The 19,590-nt window shown below is 54.6% G+C and carries 17 protein-coding genes; 15 read left to right on the forward strand and 2 right to left on the reverse strand.

Annotation, left to right across the window (positions count from 1 at the left end):
- Positions 1 to 74: 74 nt before the first annotated feature.
- Positions 75 to 1,214, reverse strand: coding sequence for a tRNA epoxyqueuosine(34) reductase QueG (gene queG, locus FBY13_RS18290; RefSeq protein ID WP_145394827.1), 1,140 nt, complete (start codon positions 1,212 to 1,214; stop codon positions 75 to 77).
- Here queG and nnr point away from each other — a divergent pair.
- The 15 genes from nnr to FBY13_RS18365 all read left to right on the forward strand — a co-directional run bounded on the left by nnr (position 1,213) and on the right by FBY13_RS18365 (position 19,250).
- Positions 1,213 to 2,733, forward strand: a complete 1,521-nt coding sequence (gene nnr, locus FBY13_RS18295; protein ID WP_145394828.1) for a bifunctional ADP-dependent NAD(P)H-hydrate dehydratase/NAD(P)H-hydrate epimerase — start codon at positions 1,213 to 1,215, stop codon at positions 2,731 to 2,733. The genes queG and nnr overlap by 2 nt on opposite strands.
- Positions 2,730 to 3,206, forward strand: coding sequence for a tRNA (adenosine(37)-N6)-threonylcarbamoyltransferase complex ATPase subunit type 1 TsaE (tsaE, locus tag FBY13_RS18300; protein WP_096011250.1), 477 nt, complete (start codon positions 2,730 to 2,732; stop codon positions 3,204 to 3,206). The genes nnr and tsaE overlap by 4 nt, the downstream gene beginning before the upstream one ends.
- Entirely contained in the window at positions 3,203 to 4,879 is a 1,677-nt protein-coding gene (amiB, locus tag FBY13_RS18305; protein ID WP_145394829.1) for an N-acetylmuramoyl-L-alanine amidase AmiB, read from the forward strand. Before tsaE ends, amiB begins: the two co-directional genes overlap by 4 nt.
- 49 nt (positions 4,880 to 4,928) lie before the next feature.
- Positions 4,929 to 6,773, forward strand: coding sequence for a DNA mismatch repair endonuclease MutL (gene mutL / locus FBY13_RS18310; protein WP_145394830.1), 1,845 nt, complete (start codon positions 4,929 to 4,931; stop codon positions 6,771 to 6,773).
- Positions 6,766 to 7,716, forward strand: coding sequence for a tRNA (adenosine(37)-N6)-dimethylallyltransferase MiaA (miaA, locus tag FBY13_RS18315; RefSeq protein WP_145394831.1), 951 nt, complete (start codon positions 6,766 to 6,768; stop codon positions 7,714 to 7,716). The genes mutL and miaA overlap by 8 nt, the downstream gene beginning before the upstream one ends.
- A gap of 104 nt (positions 7,717 to 7,820) precedes the next feature.
- Positions 7,821 to 8,135, forward strand: coding sequence for an RNA chaperone Hfq (hfq, locus tag FBY13_RS18320; RefSeq protein WP_063877413.1), 315 nt, complete (start codon positions 7,821 to 7,823; stop codon positions 8,133 to 8,135).
- 75 nt (positions 8,136 to 8,210) lie between these two features.
- The gene (gene hflX / locus FBY13_RS18325) at positions 8,211 to 9,491 is read left to right on the forward strand and encodes a ribosome rescue GTPase HflX (RefSeq protein WP_096011273.1); all 1,281 of its coding nucleotides are present in this window, start codon (positions 8,211 to 8,213) and stop codon (positions 9,489 to 9,491) included.
- Positions 9,492 to 9,656: 165 nt separating this feature from the next.
- Positions 9,657 to 10,889: an FtsH protease activity modulator HflK gene (hflK, locus tag FBY13_RS18330; protein ID WP_096011246.1), complete on the forward strand. Its 1,233-nt coding sequence runs from the start codon at positions 9,657 to 9,659 to the stop codon at positions 10,887 to 10,889.
- A 3-nt stretch (positions 10,890 to 10,892) separates the two neighbouring features.
- On the forward strand, positions 10,893 to 11,897 hold the full coding sequence (gene hflC, locus FBY13_RS18335) for a protease modulator HflC (protein WP_063877411.1): 1,005 nt from the start codon (positions 10,893 to 10,895) through the stop codon (positions 11,895 to 11,897).
- 55 nt (positions 11,898 to 11,952) lie between these two features.
- Positions 11,953 to 12,153 carry a DUF2065 domain-containing protein gene (locus FBY13_RS18340; RefSeq protein ID WP_013027400.1) on the forward strand — a complete coding sequence of 67 codons (201 nt, stop codon included), beginning with the start codon at positions 11,953 to 11,955 and terminating at the stop codon, positions 12,151 to 12,153.
- A 165-nt stretch (positions 12,154 to 12,318) separates the two neighbouring features.
- Entirely contained in the window at positions 12,319 to 13,617 is a 1,299-nt protein-coding gene (locus tag FBY13_RS18345) for an adenylosuccinate synthase (protein ID WP_063877410.1), read from the forward strand.
- Positions 13,618 to 13,839: 222 nt separating this feature from the next.
- Positions 13,840 to 14,283: a nitric oxide-sensing transcriptional repressor NsrR gene (gene nsrR / locus FBY13_RS18350; protein ID WP_063877409.1), complete on the forward strand. Its 444-nt coding sequence runs from the start codon at positions 13,840 to 13,842 to the stop codon at positions 14,281 to 14,283.
- A 16-nt stretch (positions 14,284 to 14,299) separates the two neighbouring features.
- Entirely contained in the window at positions 14,300 to 16,735 is a 2,436-nt protein-coding gene (gene rnr, locus FBY13_RS18355) for a ribonuclease R (RefSeq protein ID WP_145394832.1), read from the forward strand.
- Positions 16,736 to 16,801: 66 nt separating this feature from the next.
- Positions 16,802 to 17,536 carry a 23S rRNA (guanosine(2251)-2'-O)-methyltransferase RlmB gene (gene rlmB / locus FBY13_RS18360; protein ID WP_096011272.1) on the forward strand — a complete coding sequence of 245 codons (735 nt, stop codon included), beginning with the start codon at positions 16,802 to 16,804 and terminating at the stop codon, positions 17,534 to 17,536.
- An 85-nt stretch (positions 17,537 to 17,621) separates the two neighbouring features.
- Positions 17,622 to 19,250 carry an isovaleryl-CoA dehydrogenase gene (locus FBY13_RS18365; RefSeq protein ID WP_096011244.1) on the forward strand — a complete coding sequence of 543 codons (1,629 nt, stop codon included), beginning with the start codon at positions 17,622 to 17,624 and terminating at the stop codon, positions 19,248 to 19,250.
- Here the strand turns inward: FBY13_RS18365 and bsmA are convergent.
- Positions 19,224 to 19,550: a biofilm peroxide resistance protein BsmA gene (bsmA, locus tag FBY13_RS18370; protein WP_063877406.1), complete on the reverse strand. Its 327-nt coding sequence runs from the start codon at positions 19,548 to 19,550 to the stop codon at positions 19,224 to 19,226. The genes FBY13_RS18365 and bsmA overlap by 27 nt on opposite strands.
- Positions 19,551 to 19,590 lie beyond the last annotated feature (40 nt).

A 19,590-nucleotide genomic window follows, 5' to 3' on the forward strand; every position in this document is an offset into this window, starting at 1 on the left:
TACGATTGAATGACAAGGTGTTTTTATTTTTATTCACAGGATGTGGAAATCTATAGCTTGCGAACGTTGCGCAATCAAGCATCACGGGGTAATCCCTTCTCAACAGCCCTGACCAGCCTTTTCTGCTGCGCGGGTTGAACGTCAATCTCATCGCGTTTCCGCTTAACCTGTTGTTGAGTAATAGCCCATTGAATATGCTCATCCAGCAAATCACTTTCACCTCGTCGCTGTTCAAGTACGTTGAGGATCTCAGTGCTCCAGGGCGCATTGCCCAGCGCCACCGCAATATTGCGTGACCAGCGCTGATAGCCGATACGGCGGATGGGAGAGCCTTCAGTAATCCGCAGGAATTTGGCTTCATCCCACTGAAACAGCGCCGTTAGCTCTGGCGCATGCAGTGCTGCACGAGGTGAAAAATCCTCTTCATCTGTCAACTGTCCATAACGGTTCCAGGGACAGATGAGCTGGCAGTCATCACAACCATAAATCCGGTTCCCCATTAGTGGTCGCAACGCTTCGGGGATGGCACCTTCAAGTTCAATCGTCAGATAGGAGATGCAGCGTCGGGCGTCCACCGTATAGGGCGCGACAATGGCCCCTGTCGGGCAAATGGTCATGCAGGCCACGCAGCGTCCACATTGTTCTTCCTGAGGTGTGTCGACGGGAAGGGGCAGGTCAATCAGCAGTTCACCCAGGAAAAACCATGAGCCCGCTTCCCGGTTCAGAATGAGCGAGTGCTTGCCAGTCCAGCCTAATCCCGCCTTCACCGCCAGAGGGCGTTCAAGCAGGGGGGCAGAATCAACAAACGGCCGAAAATGGCTTTCACCGCAGTGGGCCTGAATCATTTCTCCAAGCTTTTTCAGTCGATTGCGCAATACTTTGTGGTAATCACGGCCCAGCGCATAGCGGCTGACATAACCTAACTGGGGATTTTTCAGTGTGCTGGCGAAAGCGGCTTTGGCAGGCAGATAGTTCATGCGAACACTGATAACCCGAAGCGTACCGGGTAGCAGTTCATGCGGACGGGCACGCATCATTCCGTGGCGTGCCATCCATTCCATCTCGCCATGGTACTGCTTGTCCAGCCAGGCCTGCAGGCGCGGCTCTTCAGCGCTGAGATCGGTGTCGGCGATGCCGACCTGCTGAAAGCCCAGATCGCGTCCCCACTGTTTAATGTGTTGAGCGAGTTGATCAAGATCGAGAGGGTATGACATGACTAACCAGAATTCGAAGAGAAACGCCGACAGTTTACCACACTCTGTCTGGCCTGCGCAGGCACTGGCGCAACTTGAGCGTGAGGGGGCAGATGCGCTCGGCATCACCCTGTATGAACTGATGTTACGTGCGGGCCAGGCGGTCTATGAGCATATTCGTGCGCACTGGCCGGATGCAGAGCACTGGCTGGTTTTGTGTGGACCCGGCAATAACGGGGGCGACGGTTACGTCGTTGCGAGGCTGGCACAGGCCGCAGGCAAACAGGTAACGCTGCTGGCCTGCGAAGGCAGCAAACCCTTGCCTGAAGAAGCAGAAACCGCCAGAAGCAGCTGGCTTGAAGCGGGCGGTGAGATCCATGCGCCTCATGCGGTCTGGCCCGAAAAGGTCGATATTATCGTCGATGCGTTACTGGGGACGGGAATCAGCCGTGCGCCCGGCGACCCTTTTTCCACGCTGATAGACCAGGCAAACGTGCATGCCGCGCCGGTGATGGCGGTGGACATTCCTTCCGGCCTGTCTGCAGCAACGGGAAATACGCCGGGAAGCGTCATGAATGCCACGCACACGTTAAGCGTTATTGCGCTGAAACCCGGGCAGCTTACCGGCAAAGCCCGTGACTGTATTGGATCGCTTTACCTTGCCGACCTGGGATTACAGGGTTTTCTGGCGGCACAGCAGCCGCCCATGGCCCGCTACGATGCGCGTTTCCTGTCTCACTGGCTGACACCGCGTAAGGCGACATCCCATAAAGGCGATCAGGGCCGTTTGCTGGTGATTGGCGGCGACAGCGGGACGGCAGGCGCTATTCGGATGTCGGCAGAAGCCGCACTGCGCACGGGAAGTGGATTGGTGCGAGTACTTACTCACAAAGATAATATTCTCCCCATCCTGACTGCGCGCCCTGAGATCATGGTGGATGCGTTAACCGAGGCGCGACTGGATGAAGCACTCGCGTGGGCTGACGTTATCGCAATTGGGCCGGGGCTGGGACAGCGGGAATGGGGCAAAAAGGCACTCGAAAAGGTTAAAAGCACTGAAAAGCCCATGCTTTGGGATGCAGATGCACTTAACTTGCTGGCAATAAGCGCGGAGAAACGTCAGAATCGCATTATAACGCCGCATCCTGGTGAGGCTGCTCGCTTACTGGGCGTCAAAACCAGCGAAATTGAAAGTGACCGCTTACAAGCTGCTCGGGATCTGGCGAAACGCTATGGTGGTGTGGCTGTCTTAAAAGGTGCGGGCACAATTATCGCCAGTGAAAGCGGGCAAATGGCTTTTGCCGATGTGGGTAATGCCGGGATGGCATCGGGTGGTATGGGTGATGTGCTCACCGGTATTATTGCCTCGTTAATGGGACAAAAATTGGCGCTGTTTGATGCTGCCTGTGCAGGTTGCGTTGTTCAAGGTGCTGCCGCTGATACGTTGGCTGAGCAGCGGGGCACGCGCGGCATGCTGGCATCAGACTTATTTGATCTGCTGTGGCAGTTTGTTAATCCAGAGATGAATCAAGAAGCATGAAGAGCTGTGTTATACCTTTGCCCAATGAGGCGGCAACACTCGAACTGGGTGCTCAACTGGCGCATGCCTGCGGCAATGCGGCGGTGATCTATCTTTATGGCGACCTCGGCGCGGGGAAGACCACATTCAGCCGCGGTTTCTTGCAGGCATCCGGTCACGCGGGCAATGTGAAAAGCCCGACCTATACCCTGGTTGAGCCTTATGCTCTGGAGGGGCGTTCCGTCTATCATTTCGATCTCTATCGCCTTGCCGATCCAGAAGAGCTGGAATTCATGGGCATTCGTGACTACTTCACGAATGACGCTATTTGTCTGGTCGAATGGCCTCAGCAGGGCGCAGGCATTTTGCCACCGCCGGATGTCGCGCTGACGCTGCGTTACGTCAATGAGGCACGTGAAGCCGAGCTGGTAGCGCATTCCGCGCTGGGGCAGCGCTGGGTTGAACAGATTGAACAAGGCAGGGCGCAGGCATGATGTCATGGATGAAAATGCTTGTACTGGCAGGATTGCTACTTATCGCCAGGCCTCTTTTTGCGGCGAATCTGTCTGATATTCAGGTATCAAACGGTGGAAATCAGGCCACGGTGACGCTGAGTTTTTCCGGTCAGCCGATTTACGCCTATTTTCCGTTGCACAATCCCGATCGCGTGGTGCTGGATATTCGCCAAAGCGGTGTCATTAAAGGCTTACCGCTGACGTTTAGTGGCGATAACATCGTTAAGCGCATTCGAACCAGTACCCCGAAAGATAAACAAAGCATACGGTTGGTCTTTGAGCTGACTCAGTCGGGAAAAACCCGTGCCGTCACGCAACGTAATGGTAATAACTACAGCGTGGTTTTCACCATTCAGGGCAAACGTCCTGCCGTCACACGCAGTGCGCCTGTTGTCACGACGGAAGCACAACCATCGCGTGCGCGGGAAACCGCCGCCAGCAATCCGTTTAACGCTAATCCGGTGACCACGGTAACCAACACCAACAGCACCGCTCGTCCGGGTGGTGTGGCCAACCGGGATGATACGGTGATCGTGGCGATTGATGCCGGTCACGGCGGTCAGGACCCTGGGGCGATAGGCCAGCATGGGCTTAAAGAGAAAAACGTCACCATCGCCATCGCGCGCAAACTGAAAGTGCTGTTAAACGACGACCCGATGTTTAAAGGCGTTTTAACCCGTGATGGCGACTATTTTATCTCTGTGATGGGCCGCTCGGATGTTGCGCGTAAAGCAAATGCTAACGTACTGGTGTCGATTCACGCCGATGCGGCACCGAGTCATGCAGCAACGGGAGCCTCGGTCTGGGTATTATCCAACCGTCGTGCCAACAGTGAAATGGCCAACTGGCTGGAACAGAAAGAGAAACAGTCTGAGCTCTTAGGTGGAGCCGGTGATTTGCTGGCGAACAGCCAGGCCGATCCTTACCTGAGTCAGGCCGTACTGGATTTGCAGTTTGGTCACTCGCAGCGCGTCGGCTACGACATCGCCACAAAGGTCATACAGCAACTGCGTGGCGTGACGTCCTTACACAAGCGTTTACCTGAGCATGCCAGCCTTGGCGTGTTACGTTCGCCGGATATTCCTTCGCTTCTGGTGGAAACCGGTTTTATCAGTAATGCCTCGGAGGAGCGACTGCTCGGCAGTAGCGCACACCAGGATAAGATTGCTCAGTCGATATATAAAGGACTGCGCGCTTATTTCCTGGCGCACCCGCTACAATCGGTCCCAAAGGAGGAAAACCGGCCGCTGGATACGCCGCCAGCGGTCAGCGTAGCCAGTAATCCGGCGACCGGCGAGACGCAGTATACGGGGGCTATTCAGCGTCATACCGTGACGCGCGGCGAAACGCTCTCAGGGATTGCAGCGAAATATGGCGTCAGCATGGCCACCTTGCGGCAAATGAATACCCTGAAGCGGGATGTGGTCTGGGTCGGTCAGCGGTTGAAAGTGCCTGCCAGTGCCGCGGCAAGCCGCACTGCGCCCGCTTCGCCAGTGGCGCGTCGTCCGGTACGGCATAAAGTGGTGCGCGGTGACTCGCTGAGCAGTATCGCCGCCCATTATGGCGTCAGCCCAAAATCGATTCTCCAGGCGAATAACCTGAAATCCACCAACGTGATGTTGGGTCAGAATCTGAAAATCCCTGCATCCTGATTGTTAGCCCGGCCTCTGCGCCGGGTTGCCAGCCACGAGGATATCCACCATGCCAATACAAATTTTGCCGCCGCAACTTGCTAACCAGATTGCCGCCGGAGAAGTGGTTGAGCGTCCCGCATCGGTTGTCAAAGAGCTGGTGGAAAACAGCCTTGATGCAGGTGCAACGCGCATTGAGGTGGATATTGAGAAGGGCGGCGCAAAACTGATTCGTATCCGCGATAACGGCTGTGGGATTGCAAAGAACGAACTGGCCATGGCGCTGGCTCGCCATGCCACCAGTAAAATTGCTTCGCTGGACGATCTTGAAGCCATCATGAGTCTGGGCTTTCGCGGTGAAGCCTTAGCCAGTATCAGTTCGGTTTCTCGCCTGACCCTGACATCGCGCACGGCCGAACAAACCGAAGCCTGGCAGGCCTACGCCGAAGGGCGTGATATGGCGGTTACCGTTAAACCCGCCGCCCATCCTTGTGGCTCTACGCTGGAAGTGCTCGACCTGTTTTACAACACGCCGGCTCGTCGCAAATTTATGCGCACCGAAAAAACCGAATTTGGTCATATTGATGAAGTGATCCGACGCATCGCGCTGGCGCGCTTTGATGTTGCTATCTCATTGAGCCATAACGGCAAGCTGATGCGTCAGTACCGGGCTGTCAACGATGAAGGGCAACGTGAGCGTCGGCTGGGAGCGATTTGCGGCACGACATTTATGCAGCATGCGCTTCGCATTGAGTGGCAGCATGATGATCTGGCGTTACGCGGCTGGGTTGCCGATCCGGCCGGGTCGCGTCAGGTGAGCGATATACAGTACTGTTATGTGAATGGTCGCATGATGCGTGACAAGCTGATTAATCATGCCATTCGCCAGGCGTTTCAGAGCCAGCTGCAGGATGACCAACAACCTGCCTACGTGTTGTATTTAGAGATAGATCCTCATCAGGTGGATGTGAATGTGCATCCGGCAAAACACGAAGTGCGCTTTCATCAGTCGCGTCTGGTGCACGACTTCATCTATCAGGGCGTGATGAGTGTGTTGCAGGAAAGTGCCTCGCCCGTCCTGCCGACGTTGCAGGCGGAAGAACCGGCTCCGCGCTGGCAGCAAGAAAACCGTCAGGCGGCGGGCGGCAACCATTTTAGCCAGCCGGCTGTCACGGCGAAGGCTGCCGGGCCAGCGGCATCGGCAGCTCCCGCCTGGCAAAGCAAAGAGCCGGGATACAGTCAGCGCGAAGGCCGGGTTTACCAGCAACTGCTGAAAACGCCTGCCAGTGCACCTGCAGCAAAAAGTGCAGAGCCTGCGGCACGCGCGCCGGTCAGTGCCGCATCGCCTTTGGCGGCACATTCCCACAGCTTTGGCCGTGTGTTGACCGTGCTTGACGGGCAATATGCCCTGCTTGAACAGGACCAGAGTTTACTGCTGATGGCGCTGCCTGTGGCGACCCGCTGGTTAAAGCAGGCACAGCTAGAACCCCGCGAAAGTGGGCTGAAATCACAGCCGCTGTTGATTCCGGTGCGCTTAAAAATCGCCCCTGCCGAACGCAAAGCAGCCCAGGAAAATCTGAGCCTGCTTAATCAGATGGGCATTGATTTACACCCTGAGGGTGACCACATTATTTTGCGGGCGGTGCCTTTACCGTTACGAACACAAAATTTACAAATCTTGATTCCTGAACTGTTAGGCTATCTCGCCCGGCAGCAAGAGAACTCTGCTACGCAACTGGCCCAGTGGCTGGCGCGACGTGAAGATGCAGAGCCTCAAAACTGGAATCACTCCCAGGCGATTACCCTGTTGGCTGAGCTCGAAAGGCTTTGTCCGCAGTTACTTAAATCGCCACCTTCTGGCTTAGTACAAGCCATCGAGATTGAGAGCGCGGTAAACGCGTTGAAGCATGAGTGAACTGAACCAGGCTGGCCGGCCTAAGGCAATATTTTTGATGGGGCCTACAGCGTCAGGTAAAACCGCACTTGCGATTGAACTGCGCAAACAGTTGCCTGTAGAGCTTATCAGCGTTGATTCGGCTTTGATTTATCGTCAGATGGATGTCGGTACGGCAAAACCTTCTGCTGAAGAGCTGGCACAGGCGCCTCATCGTTTGCTGGACATTCGCGATCCGGCTGAAGCCTATTCGGCGGCAGAGTTTCGACGTGATGCGTTAGCAGAAATGGCGGATATCGTTCAGCATGGACGAATTCCGTTGCTTGTTGGTGGAACTATGCTCTACTTCAAGGCGTTACTTGAAGGATTGTCGCCGCTGCCCTCGGCCGATCCGGAGGTTCGTCAAAAAATAGAGCAAATGGCGAATGAAAGAGGCTGGGAAGCTTTACATCGTCAACTTTGCGAAATTGATCCGGTCGCAGGCAGTCGTATTCATCCGAATGATCCGCAGAGACTTTCGCGAGCACTGGAAGTTTTTTTTATTTCGGGTAAAACTTTAACGGAACTGACAAAAATTTCTGGTGAAGCGTTACCCTACGATGTCCATCAGTTTGCTATCGCCCCCGCGAGTCGCGAGCTGTTGCATCAGCGCATCGCATTGCGTTTTGAGCAGATGTTGGCGTCAGGATTTGAAGCGGAGTCTCGGGCCCTGTTTGCACGAGGTGATTTGCATACGGATATGCCTTCCATTCGTTGTGTTGGCTATCGCCAGATGTGGTCTTATTTAGTTGGCGAGATCGATTACGACGAAATGGTTTATCGGGGAGTTTGCGCAACCCGGCAACTCGCTAAACGCCAGATGACCTGGTTACGTGGTTGGGAGAATATTCACTGGCTAGACAGTGATGAACCTCACTTAGCGCGTGATACAGTACTGAAGGTTGTTAGTGCGAAGCATGGGTGATTGTGTACAATTGGCAAGTTACGTGCGCAAATTTTTACGCAGTTTTTTTCAGAACCACTGTGTTCTACAAGCAACAAACAACAAGCATATAAGGAAAAGATAGAATGGCTAAGGGGCAATCATTACAAGACCCGTTTCTGAACGCACTGCGTCGTGAACGTGTTCCGGTTTCGATTTATTTGGTCAACGGTATTAAGCTGCAAGGTCAGATTGAATCCTTTGATCAGTTCGTAATTTTGTTGAAAAACACGGTAAGTCAGATGGTTTATAAACATGCCATTTCTACCGTTGTGCCTTCACGCCCGGTTTCTCACCATAGCAATAATCCTGGCGGTGGCAGCAGCAATAATTACCATCATGGCGGCAGCAGCACTTCTGCTCAGTCGCAGCCACAACAAGACGGTGATAACGCAGAGTAAAGCGGCACCGTTTCACCAGGATTGGAAAGCGTCATGCTTTCCGTCCTGGTCTTTTTATATAAGCGAGGTTATAGCTTGTTTGACCGTTATGATGCCGGTGAGCAGGCCGTACTGGTACACATCTGGTTCTCCCAAGACAAAGAGCTGGAAGATTTACAGGAATTCGAAACCCTGGTGTCTTCTGCTGGCGTTGAAGCACTGCAGGTTATTACCGGCAGTCGTAAAGCGCCACATCCCAAGTATTTTGTCGGTGAAGGAAAGGCCGTTGAAATTGCCGATGCGGTAAAAACAAGTGGAGCATCGGTCGTCCTTTTCGATCATGCCTTAACGCCCGCTCAGGAACGTAATCTTGAGCGCCTGTGCGAGTGCCGTGTTATCGACCGCACTGGCCTTATTCTTGATATCTTTGCCCAGCGCGCGCGTACCCATGAAGGTAAATTGCAGGTTGAGCTGGCGCAGTTGCGTCACCTTGCAACACGTCTGGTACGTGGCTGGACTCACCTTGAACGCCAGAAGGGCGGTATCGGCCTGCGTGGCCCGGGTGAAACCCAGTTAGAAACTGACCGCCGTTTGCTGCGTGGGCGCATTAGCCAAATTTTGTCGCGTCTTGAACGTGTTGAGAAACAGCGCGAGCAGGGACGACAGGCGCGTGCCAAAGCCGATGTGCCGACCGTTTCACTGGTGGGCTACACCAACGCCGGTAAATCTACCCTCTTCAATGCCATCACGTCTGCCAATGTCTATGCCGCGGATCAACTCTTTGCGACGCTGGACCCAACGCTACGTCGGCTGAACGTTGCCGATGTGGGCGAAGTGGTGTTGGCCGATACCGTCGGTTTTATTCGCCATCTTCCGCACGACCTGGTTGCCGCCTTTAAAGCCACTCTGCAAGAGACGCGTCAGGCCACACTGCTGATGCACGTCATTGATGCTGCCGATGTGCGGGTTAACGAAAACATCGATGCGGTTAATGAGGTGCTGGAAGAAATCGAAGCTGATGAAATCCCCACGCTATTGATCATGAATAAGATCGATGTGCTGGACGGTTTCGAGCCACGCATTGACCGTGATGAAGACAATATGCCGGTTCGCGTGTGGCTGTCCGCGCAGTCCGGTGTCGGTATTCCCTTATTATGGCAGGCGCTTTCCGAGCGACTGTCAGGTGAGATTGCGCAGTATGATTTACGTCTGCCACCGGATGCGGGTCGCTTACGCAGCCGCTTCTATCAGTTGCAGGCGATTGAAAAAGAGTGGAACGAAGAAGACGGCAGTGTAGGTTTGCATGTGCGAATGCCGATTATTGACTGGCGCCGCTTATGCAAGCAGGAGCCGTCGCTGACCAGTTATATTGTTTGATATTGCCAAATCGAACTTACTCTGAGGATTTTATGTTGTCGTGCGGTGTGGGTTGATTCATCTCTGACTGCGATTTTGCTTACGGTCAGGCAAGGAGCACAACCCGCGCTGTGACAATATCAAATACAACGGGTAAGCCGCTAAAACTATAAATGGAGTAATGACATGGCGTGGAATCAGCCCGGAAATAACGGACAGGACCGCGACCCGTGGGGAAGCAGCAATAATCAAGGCGGCAACTCTGGGGGGAATAAGGGAGGTAAGGAATCTGGGCCTCCTGATCTGGATGATATCTTCCGTAAACTGAGCAAAAAGCTCGGCGGATTCGGTGGTGGCAAAAAAGGTGATAACGGTCAGCGCAGTGCCGGCGGTAGCGGCAAAATTTTTGGCATCGTCGCCGTGGCGGCCATCGTCATCTGGGCCGCGAGCGGATTTTACACCATTAAAGAAGCGGAGCGCGGCGTCGTTACTCGCTTTGGTAAGTTCAGCCACCTGGTCGAGCCCGGCCTGAACTGGAAACCGACCTTTATCGATCAGGTTCGTGCCGTCAACGTCGAGGCCGTTCGCGAACTGGCCGCGTCTGGCGTGATGCTGACCTCGGATGAAAATGTCGTGCGCGTTGAAATGAACGTGCAGTATCGCGTAACCGATCCTGAACGCTATCTGTTTGCTGTGACCAGTGCTGATGACAGCCTGCGTCAGGCCACCGACAGCGCCCTGCGCGGCGTGATTGGCCGTTCTACCATGGATCGTATTTTGACTGAAGGTCGTACGGTCGTGCGTAGCGAAACGCAACGTGAAATCGACGAAACCATTCGTCCGTACGATATGGGCATCACGGTGCTTGACGTCAACTTCCAGGCGGCACGTCCACCGGAAGAAGTGAAGTCTGCCTTTGACGATGCGATTGCCGCACGTGAAAACCGTGAGCAATACGTACGTGAAGCCGAGGCCTATGCCAACGAAGTTCAGCCGCGTGCGAACGGTCGGGCACAACGTGTTCTGGAAGAAGCGCGCGCTTATAAAGAGCGTACGGTTCTGGAAGCCCAGGGTGAAGTGGCGCGTTTTGCCAAGATTTTACCTGAATACAAAGCTGCGCCAGAAATCACTAAAGAGCGTCTGTACATTGAGACCATGGAGCGCGTACTGAGCCATACACGGAAAGTGCTGGTAAGCGACCGTGGTAATAACCTCATGGTCCTGCCTCTTGATCAACTGATGCGTGGCGGTCAGTCTTCATCCGCGAAAAGTGGACAGAAAAGCAGCTCAACATTGCCATCGCTTGGCGATCGCAGTGCCAGCCGCAGTGACACCTCGTCATACAGTCCAGACAGCATCATGGATCAGCGTCGGGCTAATGCTCAGCGCAACGATACCCAGCGCGAAGGGAGAGAGTAATCAATGCGTAAGCCAGTAATTGTACTAATCATTATCGCGTTGGTGGCACTTTATGCGTCGCTGTTCGTGGTACAGGAAGGTGAGCGAGGCATTGTTCTGCGCTTTGGTAAAGTGTTGCGCGACGGCGAAAACAAACCGCAGGTGTTTGCGCCGGGTCTGCATTTCAAGATTCCGTTTATCGAAACGGTGAAAACGCTTGATGCGCGTATCCAGACCATGGACAACCAGGCCGATCGCTTTGTGACCAAAGAGAAGAAAGACCTGATCGTGGACTCTTACATTAAGTGGCGCATCAGCGATTTCAGTCGTTACTACCTGGCGACCGGCGGTGGTGATGTTTCTCAGGCCGAAGTGCTGCTGAAACGCAAATTCAGTGACCGTTTACGTTCAGAGATGGGACGTCTTGATGTCAAAGACATCGTGACCGATTCCCGTGGGCGTTTAACCACCGATGTCCGTGATGCGTTGAATACCGGCACGGCAGGGGGCGACGATGAAGTGGCCACGCCTGCAGCGGATAATGCTATCGCCAGTGCGGCCGCGCGTGTCGAGCGTGAAACCAACAGCAGTGAGCCTGCGCCAAATCCAAACAGTATGGCGGCGCTAGGCATTCAGGTGGTTGATGTGCGGATCAAACAGATCAATCTGCCAACAGAAGTGTCAGATGCGATCTTTAACCGTATGCGTGCAGAACGTGAAGCCGTTGCACGAAGCCAGCGTTCGCAGGGTCAGGAAGAGGCCGAAAAACTGCGTGCTCAGGCCGATTACCAGGTCACCCGTACGCTTGCAGAAGCACAGCGTGAGGCATTGATTACCCGCGGTGATGGTGATGCAGAAGCCGCGAAGCTGTTTGCCAACGCATTCAGTCAGGACCCTGATTTCTATGCGTTTATCCGCAGCCTGCGCGCGTATGAAAACAGCTTCAATGACAATCAGGATGTGATGGTACTGAGCCCGGATAGCGACTTCTTCCGCTACATGAAGGCACCTTCTAACGCCACGCGTTAAGAACTGATATAACTAACAGGCCGACAATGTTGTCGGCCTTTTTTTTGGATGCAGTATGAACGTGAATATCTGGATGGCACTGGCGTTAGTGCTGGTGCTTGAGGGCTTGGGGCCGATGTTTATGCCACGGCTGTGGCGACGGGTGATTTTGAGCATGACGCAGCTACCCGATCGCCTGTTACATCGGTTTGGCGGTGGCTTAGTGGTGGCAGGTATGGTGATCTATTGTATGTTGCGGCTGCATGGCGAGCTGTAATGGGTCAGTATCGCCGTCTGAATGGTATCTCAGCCTTGTTTTTACCCCTGGATGTTGTAGTGATCAAAACCCAGGCAAAAAAGCGCGCAATCGTATGCTAAAAGTGCTGAAAACCGCAAAATCAGATGGTAGAATCCTTTTTTAAGCAATCGGTGATTTTGAGAAATGGGTAAGAACGTCGTCGTACTGGGCACCCAATGGGGTGACGAAGGTAAAGGTAAGATTGTAGACCTTCTGACTGAGCGCGCTAATTACGTTGTGCGTTATCAAGGCGGCCACAATGCGGGCCATACACTTGTCATCAACGGTGAAAAAACCGTACTCCACTTAATCCCTTCTGGCATTCTGCGCGACAACGTGACCAGCATTATTGGTAACGGTGTGGTGCTTTCACCTGAAGCTCTGATGAAAGAGATGAAAGGCCTGGAAGCGCGTGGGATTCCGGTACGCGAACGTCTGCTGATTTCTGAAGCCTGTCCGTTAATCCTGCAATACCATGTGGCCATGGATATGGCGCGTGAAAAAGCGCGCGGTGCGAAAGCCATTGGTACAACAGGCCGCGGTATTGGACCGGCTTATGAAGACAAAGTTGCCCGTCGTGCACTGCGCGTCAGCGACCTGTTTAATAAAGAAACCTTCGCCGCCAAGCTGAAAGAAGTCATGGATCTCTATAACTTCCAGCTGGTGCATTACTACAAAGAAGAAGCCGTTGACTACGACAAAGTGCTGAGTGATGTGATGGCGGTTGCCGACATTCTCACCGGTATGGTCGTTGACGTTTCTGAACTGCTGGACGTGGCGCGCAAGCGTGGCGATCTGATTATGTTCGAAGGCGCGCAAGGGACACTGCTGGATATTGACCACGGTACTTATCCCTATGTCACGTCCTCTAATACCACTGCAGGTGGCGTTGCGACCGGCTCAGGTATTGGTCCACGCTATGTGGATTACGTGCTGGGTATCGTTAAAGCGTATTCAACGCGTGTGGGTGCAGGCCCGTTCCCGACCGAGTTATTCGATGAAACCGGTGAGTTCCTTTGCAAGCAGGGTAACGAATTTGGTGCCACAACTGGCCGCCGTCGTCGCACAGGCTGGCTGGATGCGGTCGCGGTACGCCGTGCCGTGCAGATCAACTCGCTCTCCGGCTTCTGTATGACCAAGCTGGACGTCCTGGACGGTCTGAAAGAAGTGAAAATTTGTGTGGCTTACCGCATGCCTGACGGCAGCGAAGTGACCACCACGCCGCTGGCAGCGGAAAACTGGGAAGGCATTGAGCCGATCTATGAAACCATGCCGGGCTGGAGCGAAACCACTTTTGGTGTCAAAACGCTGGAAGGCCTGCCTCAGGCCGCGCGTAACTACATTAAACGTGTAGAAGACGTGACGGGTGTACCGATTGATATTATTTCAACAGGTCCCGATCGCAGCGAAACGATGATTCTGCGCGATCCTTTCAACGCCTAATCATCCTGTGGCCGGACATTGTCCGGCCTTTGTTTTTTATGTTATTTAATGCCACTAAATGCCCCTTCGCTTGTCAAACCTTTCACTGGCTGAAAAAAATACACAGCCGTCATCAGTCTGGTTTATCATCGTAGCTCGATACGTAAGAGCCAGTTCAATATTGAAATAAAAAGCAGGACGGGCGAGCATAGACGTGCCACCGGATGATTGACTGAGGTCACTGTGCAGCTAACAAGTTTTACCGATTACGGCCTGCGGGCGCTGATCTATATGGCCACCTTGCCTGAAGGCAGGCTGACCAATATTTCTGAAGTCACCGATACGTATGGCGTATCGCGTAATCATATGGTCAAAATTATCAATCAGCTTAGTCGTGCAGGGTTTGTCTCGGCCATTCGGGGCAAAAACGGTGGTATTCGCCTGGGAATGCGCGCCAGCGACATCGTGATTGGTGAAGTGGTACGCAAAATGGAGCCACTACAGTTAGTCGATTGCACGACCTGTTCCATCGCGCCTGCCTGCCGCCTCAAAAAGGCCTTACATGATGCCGTGCAGCTGTTTTTACAGGAGCTGGATGGCTATACGCTGGCAGATTTAGTGGAAGGTAATACACCTTTATATGAAATTATATTGTCCGAACCGCCGGTGGCAATGAATATTAAATGACATCGGAGGAACCCTAATGTCAAAAGATCCTTTTCTGGACAGAGAAGCTGAAAAGTACGAAAACCCTATTCCAAGCCGTGAATTTATTCTGGCTCTATTAGAAAAACGAGAAAAACCCGCCAGCCGTGAAGAGCTGGCACAAGAGATGAACCTGCAGGAAGAAGAGCACCTCGAAGCCTTGCGCCGTCGTCTACGTGCGATGGAACGTGACGGTCAGTTAGTTTTTACCCGCCGCCAGTGTTATGCCCTGCCAGAACGTCTCGATCTGCTCCGTGGAAAAGTCATTGGTCACCGTGATGGCTATGGCTTTCTCCGTGCAGAAGGACAAAAGGATGACCTCTACCTGTCGGCTGAACAGATGAAATTCTGTATGCATGGCGATGTGATTCTCGCTCAGCCACTGGGTGCCGATCGCAAAGGTCGCCGTGAAGCACGCGTGGTGCGGGTGCAGGAACCGCGTAACAATCAGATCGTCGGCCGCTATTTTACGGACGCAGGTGTCGGTTTTGTGGTGCCAGACGACAGTCGTCTGAGCTTCGACATCCTGATTGGCCCTGAAGAAACCATGAATGCCCGTATGGGCTCCGTGGTGGTGGTCGAGCTGTTGCAGCGTCCCACGCGTCGTTCGAAGGCGATTGGCAAAATCGCCGAGATTCTGGGCGATGACATGGGCACCAGCCTCGCGGTCGATATGGCACTGCGCACCCATGAGATTCCACACAACTGGCCGCCAGAAGTTGAGGCGCAGGTTGGCAAACTGAATGAAGAAGTACCAGAGTCGGCGAAAAAAGGCCGCGTTGACCTGCGCGACCTGCCGTTAGTGACCATTGATGGCGAAGATGCGCGTGACTTTGATGATGCGGTTTACTGCGAGAAAAAACGCGGTGGCGGCTGGCGGCTGTGGGTTGCCATTGCGGATGTGAGTTACTACGTGCGCCCCGGTACACCGCTGGATAACGAAGCGCAGCAGCGCGGTACCTCGGTATATTTCCCTTCGCAGGTCGTTCCGATGCTGCCAGAAGTGCTGTCGAACGGTTTGTGTTCACTGAATCCACAGGTCGATCGCCTGTGTATGGTGTGCGAAATGACCGTGTCGTCAAAAGGTAAGCTTACCGGCTTTAAACATTACGAAGCGGTGATGAATTCCCACGCACGTCTGACCTACAACAAAGTCTGGAATATCCTGCAGGGCAACCCGGAACTGCGCGAGCAATACGCGCCGCTGGTGAAAGATCTGCAGGAACTGCACAACATGTATCAGGTGTTGGAAACCGCGCGTGAAGAGCGCGGCGGAATCTCATTTGAAACCGAAGAAGCGAAATTTATTTTTAACGCGGAACGTCGCATCGAACGCGTCGAGCGTACCTCGCGTAATGATGCTCACAAGCTGATTGAAGAGTGCATGATTCTGGCGAACATCGCCTCCGCGCGTTTCGTTGAGAAGCACCAGGAGCCGGCGCTGTTCCGCGATCACGATCGTCCAAGCGATGACAGCATCAAGAGCTTCCGCACCGTGTTGAATGAGCTGGGCCTGAGCTTACCGGGCGGTAATAAACCACAACCGATCGATTATGCCGCGCTGCTGAAGCAGGTTGCCGATCGTCCGGATGCGGAAATGCTGCAAACTATGCTGCTGCGCTCCATGAAACAGGCGGTGTACGATCCAGAAAACCGCGGCCACTTTGGTCTGGCGCTGTCCTCTTATGCCCACTTTACCTCGCCAATCCGCCGCTATCCGGATTTATTGCTGCACCGCGCCATCAAGTATCTGCTGGCAAAAGAGCAGGGCGAAGTGAAAGGGCTGACCACGGAAACCGGCGGTTACCACTACGACATGCAGCAAATGCTGCAGTTGGGCCAGCACTGTTCCCTGACCGAGCGCCGTGCCGATGAAGCGACCCGCGACGTTGCGGACTGGCTGAAGTGCGACTTTATGCAGGATCAGGTGGGCAACGTCTTCAATGGCGTGATCTCCAGCGTAACCGGGTTCGGCTTCTTTGTGCGCCTTAGCGATCTGTTTATCGACGGGCTGGTTCACGTCTCGACGCTGGACAACGATTACTATCGTTTCGATCCTGTAGGACAGCGACTGATTGGTGAATCCGGCGGTCGTACCTATCGTCTCGGTGATACCGTTCAAGTGCGGGTCGAAGCGGTCCATATGGACGAGCGTAAAATCGACTTTGCGCTGGTGTCCAGTAAGCGCCAGGTTCGTGGTGAAGGCAAAACCGAACGGGATAAGGCGAAGCGTGATGGCAAAGCGCCGACAAAACATCGTCGCCAGGCCAGCCGTAAAACCAATTTCGAGCCGGATTCAGCCTTCCGCAACAGCAGCAGTAAGCCTGCCGAGGCCCGGACTGAGAAAAAAAGTAAAAAAGTTTCAGAGAAAACCCGTAAAATCGCCGCCGCCACTAAGGCCAAGCGTGCCGCGAAGAAGGCGAAGCCTGCCTGATGCGCACATCAGCCCCTGCAAGCGCAGGGGCTGTTATCCATTCATTTCCAACCACTGAGCAGATTGATGAGCGAAATTATTTTTGGTATCCATGCCGTGCAGGCACTGCTGGAACGTGATCCTCAGCGTTTCCAGGACGTCTTTATTCTCAAAGGCCGCGACGATCGTCGCCTGCAACCGCTGGTGACCGCGTTAGAAGCTCAAGGGATCGTGATTCAGCTGGCCGACCGTAAATGGCTGGACAGCCAGGTAGAAGGCGGCGTGCATCAGGGGATTGTGGCGCGGGTGAAGCCCGGCCGCCAGTATCAGGAAGGGGATCTGCCCGACCTGTTACAGAGCCTGGAGAAGCCATTCCTGCTGGTGCTGGACGGCGTTACCGATCCGCACAACCTCGGTGCCTGCTTACGTAGCGCCGATGCTGCCGGTGTCCATGCCGTGATTGTTCCCAAAGATCGCTCCGCACCGCTGAACGCGACCGCGAAAAAAGTCGCCAGTGGTGCTGCCGAAAACGTTCCCCTGATCAGGGTGACGAACCTGGCGCGCACCTTACGCCTGTTGCAGGAATATAACATCTGGGTTGTCGGCACCGCCGGCGAAGCCGACCATACCGTTTACCAAAGCAAGATGACCGGCCCGATGGCGCTGGTGATGGGCGCAGAAGGTGAAGGTATGCGCCGCCTGACACGTGAGCATTGTGATGAGTTGATCAGCATTCCGATGGCCGGAAGCGTTTCATCCCTCAATGTCTCAGTCGCCACTGGCGTGTGTCTGTTTGAAGCGGTACGTCAGCGCAACGCGTGATCGCTGCCGCAAATTCGTTTCTCTGTCCGGTCATAATGGTAACGCACCTTACATACTAAGTGGGTGACATCCGCGAGGAGCCGTTATGACCTGGACAACGCACACCGTTTTCAATCAACCTTTTCCCCTCAGTAACAGCAACCTGTTTCTGTCCGATGTTCCCCTCTGTGACGCACTGTTACGTGAAGGCGGCGGATGGGACAGTGAATGGCTGGCGTCGGTGGGCAGGCAACTGGGCAGCGCCGAATCCCTGGAGCTGGGCAGGCTCGCCAATGCCTGTCCGCCGGAACTCCATCGTTACGACGCTCGCGGTGTCAGGCTGGATGATGTCCGCTTTCATCCGGCCTGGCATTTACTGATGCAGGGCCTTTGCGCCAGCCGCCTGCATAACCTTAGCTGGCAGCCCGACGTACTACCCAATGCCAGTGTGGCCCGTGCGGCCCGGTTTATTCTACATGCCCAGGTCGAGGCCGGGACGCTCTGCCCGGTGACCATGACCCACGCTGCGATTCCCTTGCTACAGCGCTATCTGCCTGCCCATTTTGAATCCTGGATCGATCCTTTACTCAGCGATCATTATGATACGCATGCGGTTTCGGGCGATCAAAAGCGTGGACTGCTGATTGGCATGGGCATGACCGAAAAGCAGGGCGGCAGCGATGTGCTGACCAATACGACGCGTGCGGAGCCTCTTAATGGGCGCGGAAGTGGCGAAGCGTATCGAATCGTCGGCCACAAATGGTTTTTCTCTGTGCCACAAAGTGATGCGCATGTGATTCTTGCGCAAACCCAGCAGGGGCTAAGCGCCTTCTTTTTACCCCGCTTACTGCCGGATGGATCTCGTAACGCCATTTTCATTGAGCGGCTAAAAGACAAGCTCGGTAACCGATCCAATGCCAGCAGCGAGGTTGAGTTCAAAGAGGCGACCGGCTGGCTGCTGGGCGACGAGGGAGACGGCGTGCGCCTGATCCTGAAGATGGCGGGCATGACGCGTTTTGACTGCGCGCTGGGCAGCCACGGCCAAATGCGCCGTGCCTTTTCCGTCGCGCTTTATCACACGCATCAGCGTCAGGTTATGGGGAAAAATCTGGTGGATCAGCCGCTGATGCGGCAAGTGCTGGCACGTCAGGCTTTGCAGTTAGAAGGGCAAACGGCACTGCTGATGCGGCTGGCACGCGCGTGGTCCTCGCCGGGCGATGCACATGAGGCGGCGTTTGCCCGGTTATTTACCCCGGCGGCAAAATACGTGATTTGCAAAGCGGGATCGCCCTTTATTGCCGAGTCGATGGAGATGCTGGGCGGTGCAGGCTACTGCGAAGAGAGTGAACTGCCTCGCCTCTATCGTGATATCCCGGTAAACAGCATCTGGGAAGGATCGGGCAACGTGATGTGCCTGGACGTCCTGCGGGTTTTGACCAAACAGGGCGGCATGCTGGACATGCTCAAACAGGAATTTGACGCAGTGAAAGGATGTAATCGCCATTTCGATCGCAGTTGGCGACAGTTAGCCCTGGGCCTGAGGAAAATTGATGAGGTTCAGGCCCGCGAACTCAGCGAAAATCTGCTGCATCTGGCAACCGCAACGCAGCTGTTGAAGCATGCCGAGCCCTTGCTGGCGGATGCGTGGTGCAGTCAGTGGCTCGACAGGCGCGGTATGCGCTTACTCGAGGGCCCACTGACTGACCGGTTACTGGCGCGCGCCAGCGGCAGGTGAGGCGCCATACAGGATAGCGGTCGTGTACCAGATGCCTGGCGTGATCGTCTCATCAACCATCAGAATCTGATAGTAAACGGCACCGGCCTGGTTGGCGCGCGCGGCAATGGCGCGCTCCGCGTCATCGGGCGAGCCGCGTACGCTGGCGCTAATGGTACCCAGCTTCGGTAAACCGTAACTTTGGGCACGGGTAATGGACTGCGCCTCGCCAGTCGGCGCGGGCGGGGCTTTTGGCGTATCCTGGAACAGCGAGCAGCCACTTAAAAACAGACTTAACGTCAGTAACAGAGCGTAACGCATAGCAGATTCCTGGCAGTCATGTTAACAGGACAAGTGTAAG

It is taken from the genome of Pantoea sp. SJZ147 (assembly GCF_007828605.1).
Classification (GTDB): Bacteria; Pseudomonadota; Gammaproteobacteria; order Enterobacterales; family Enterobacteriaceae; genus Pantoea; species Pantoea allii.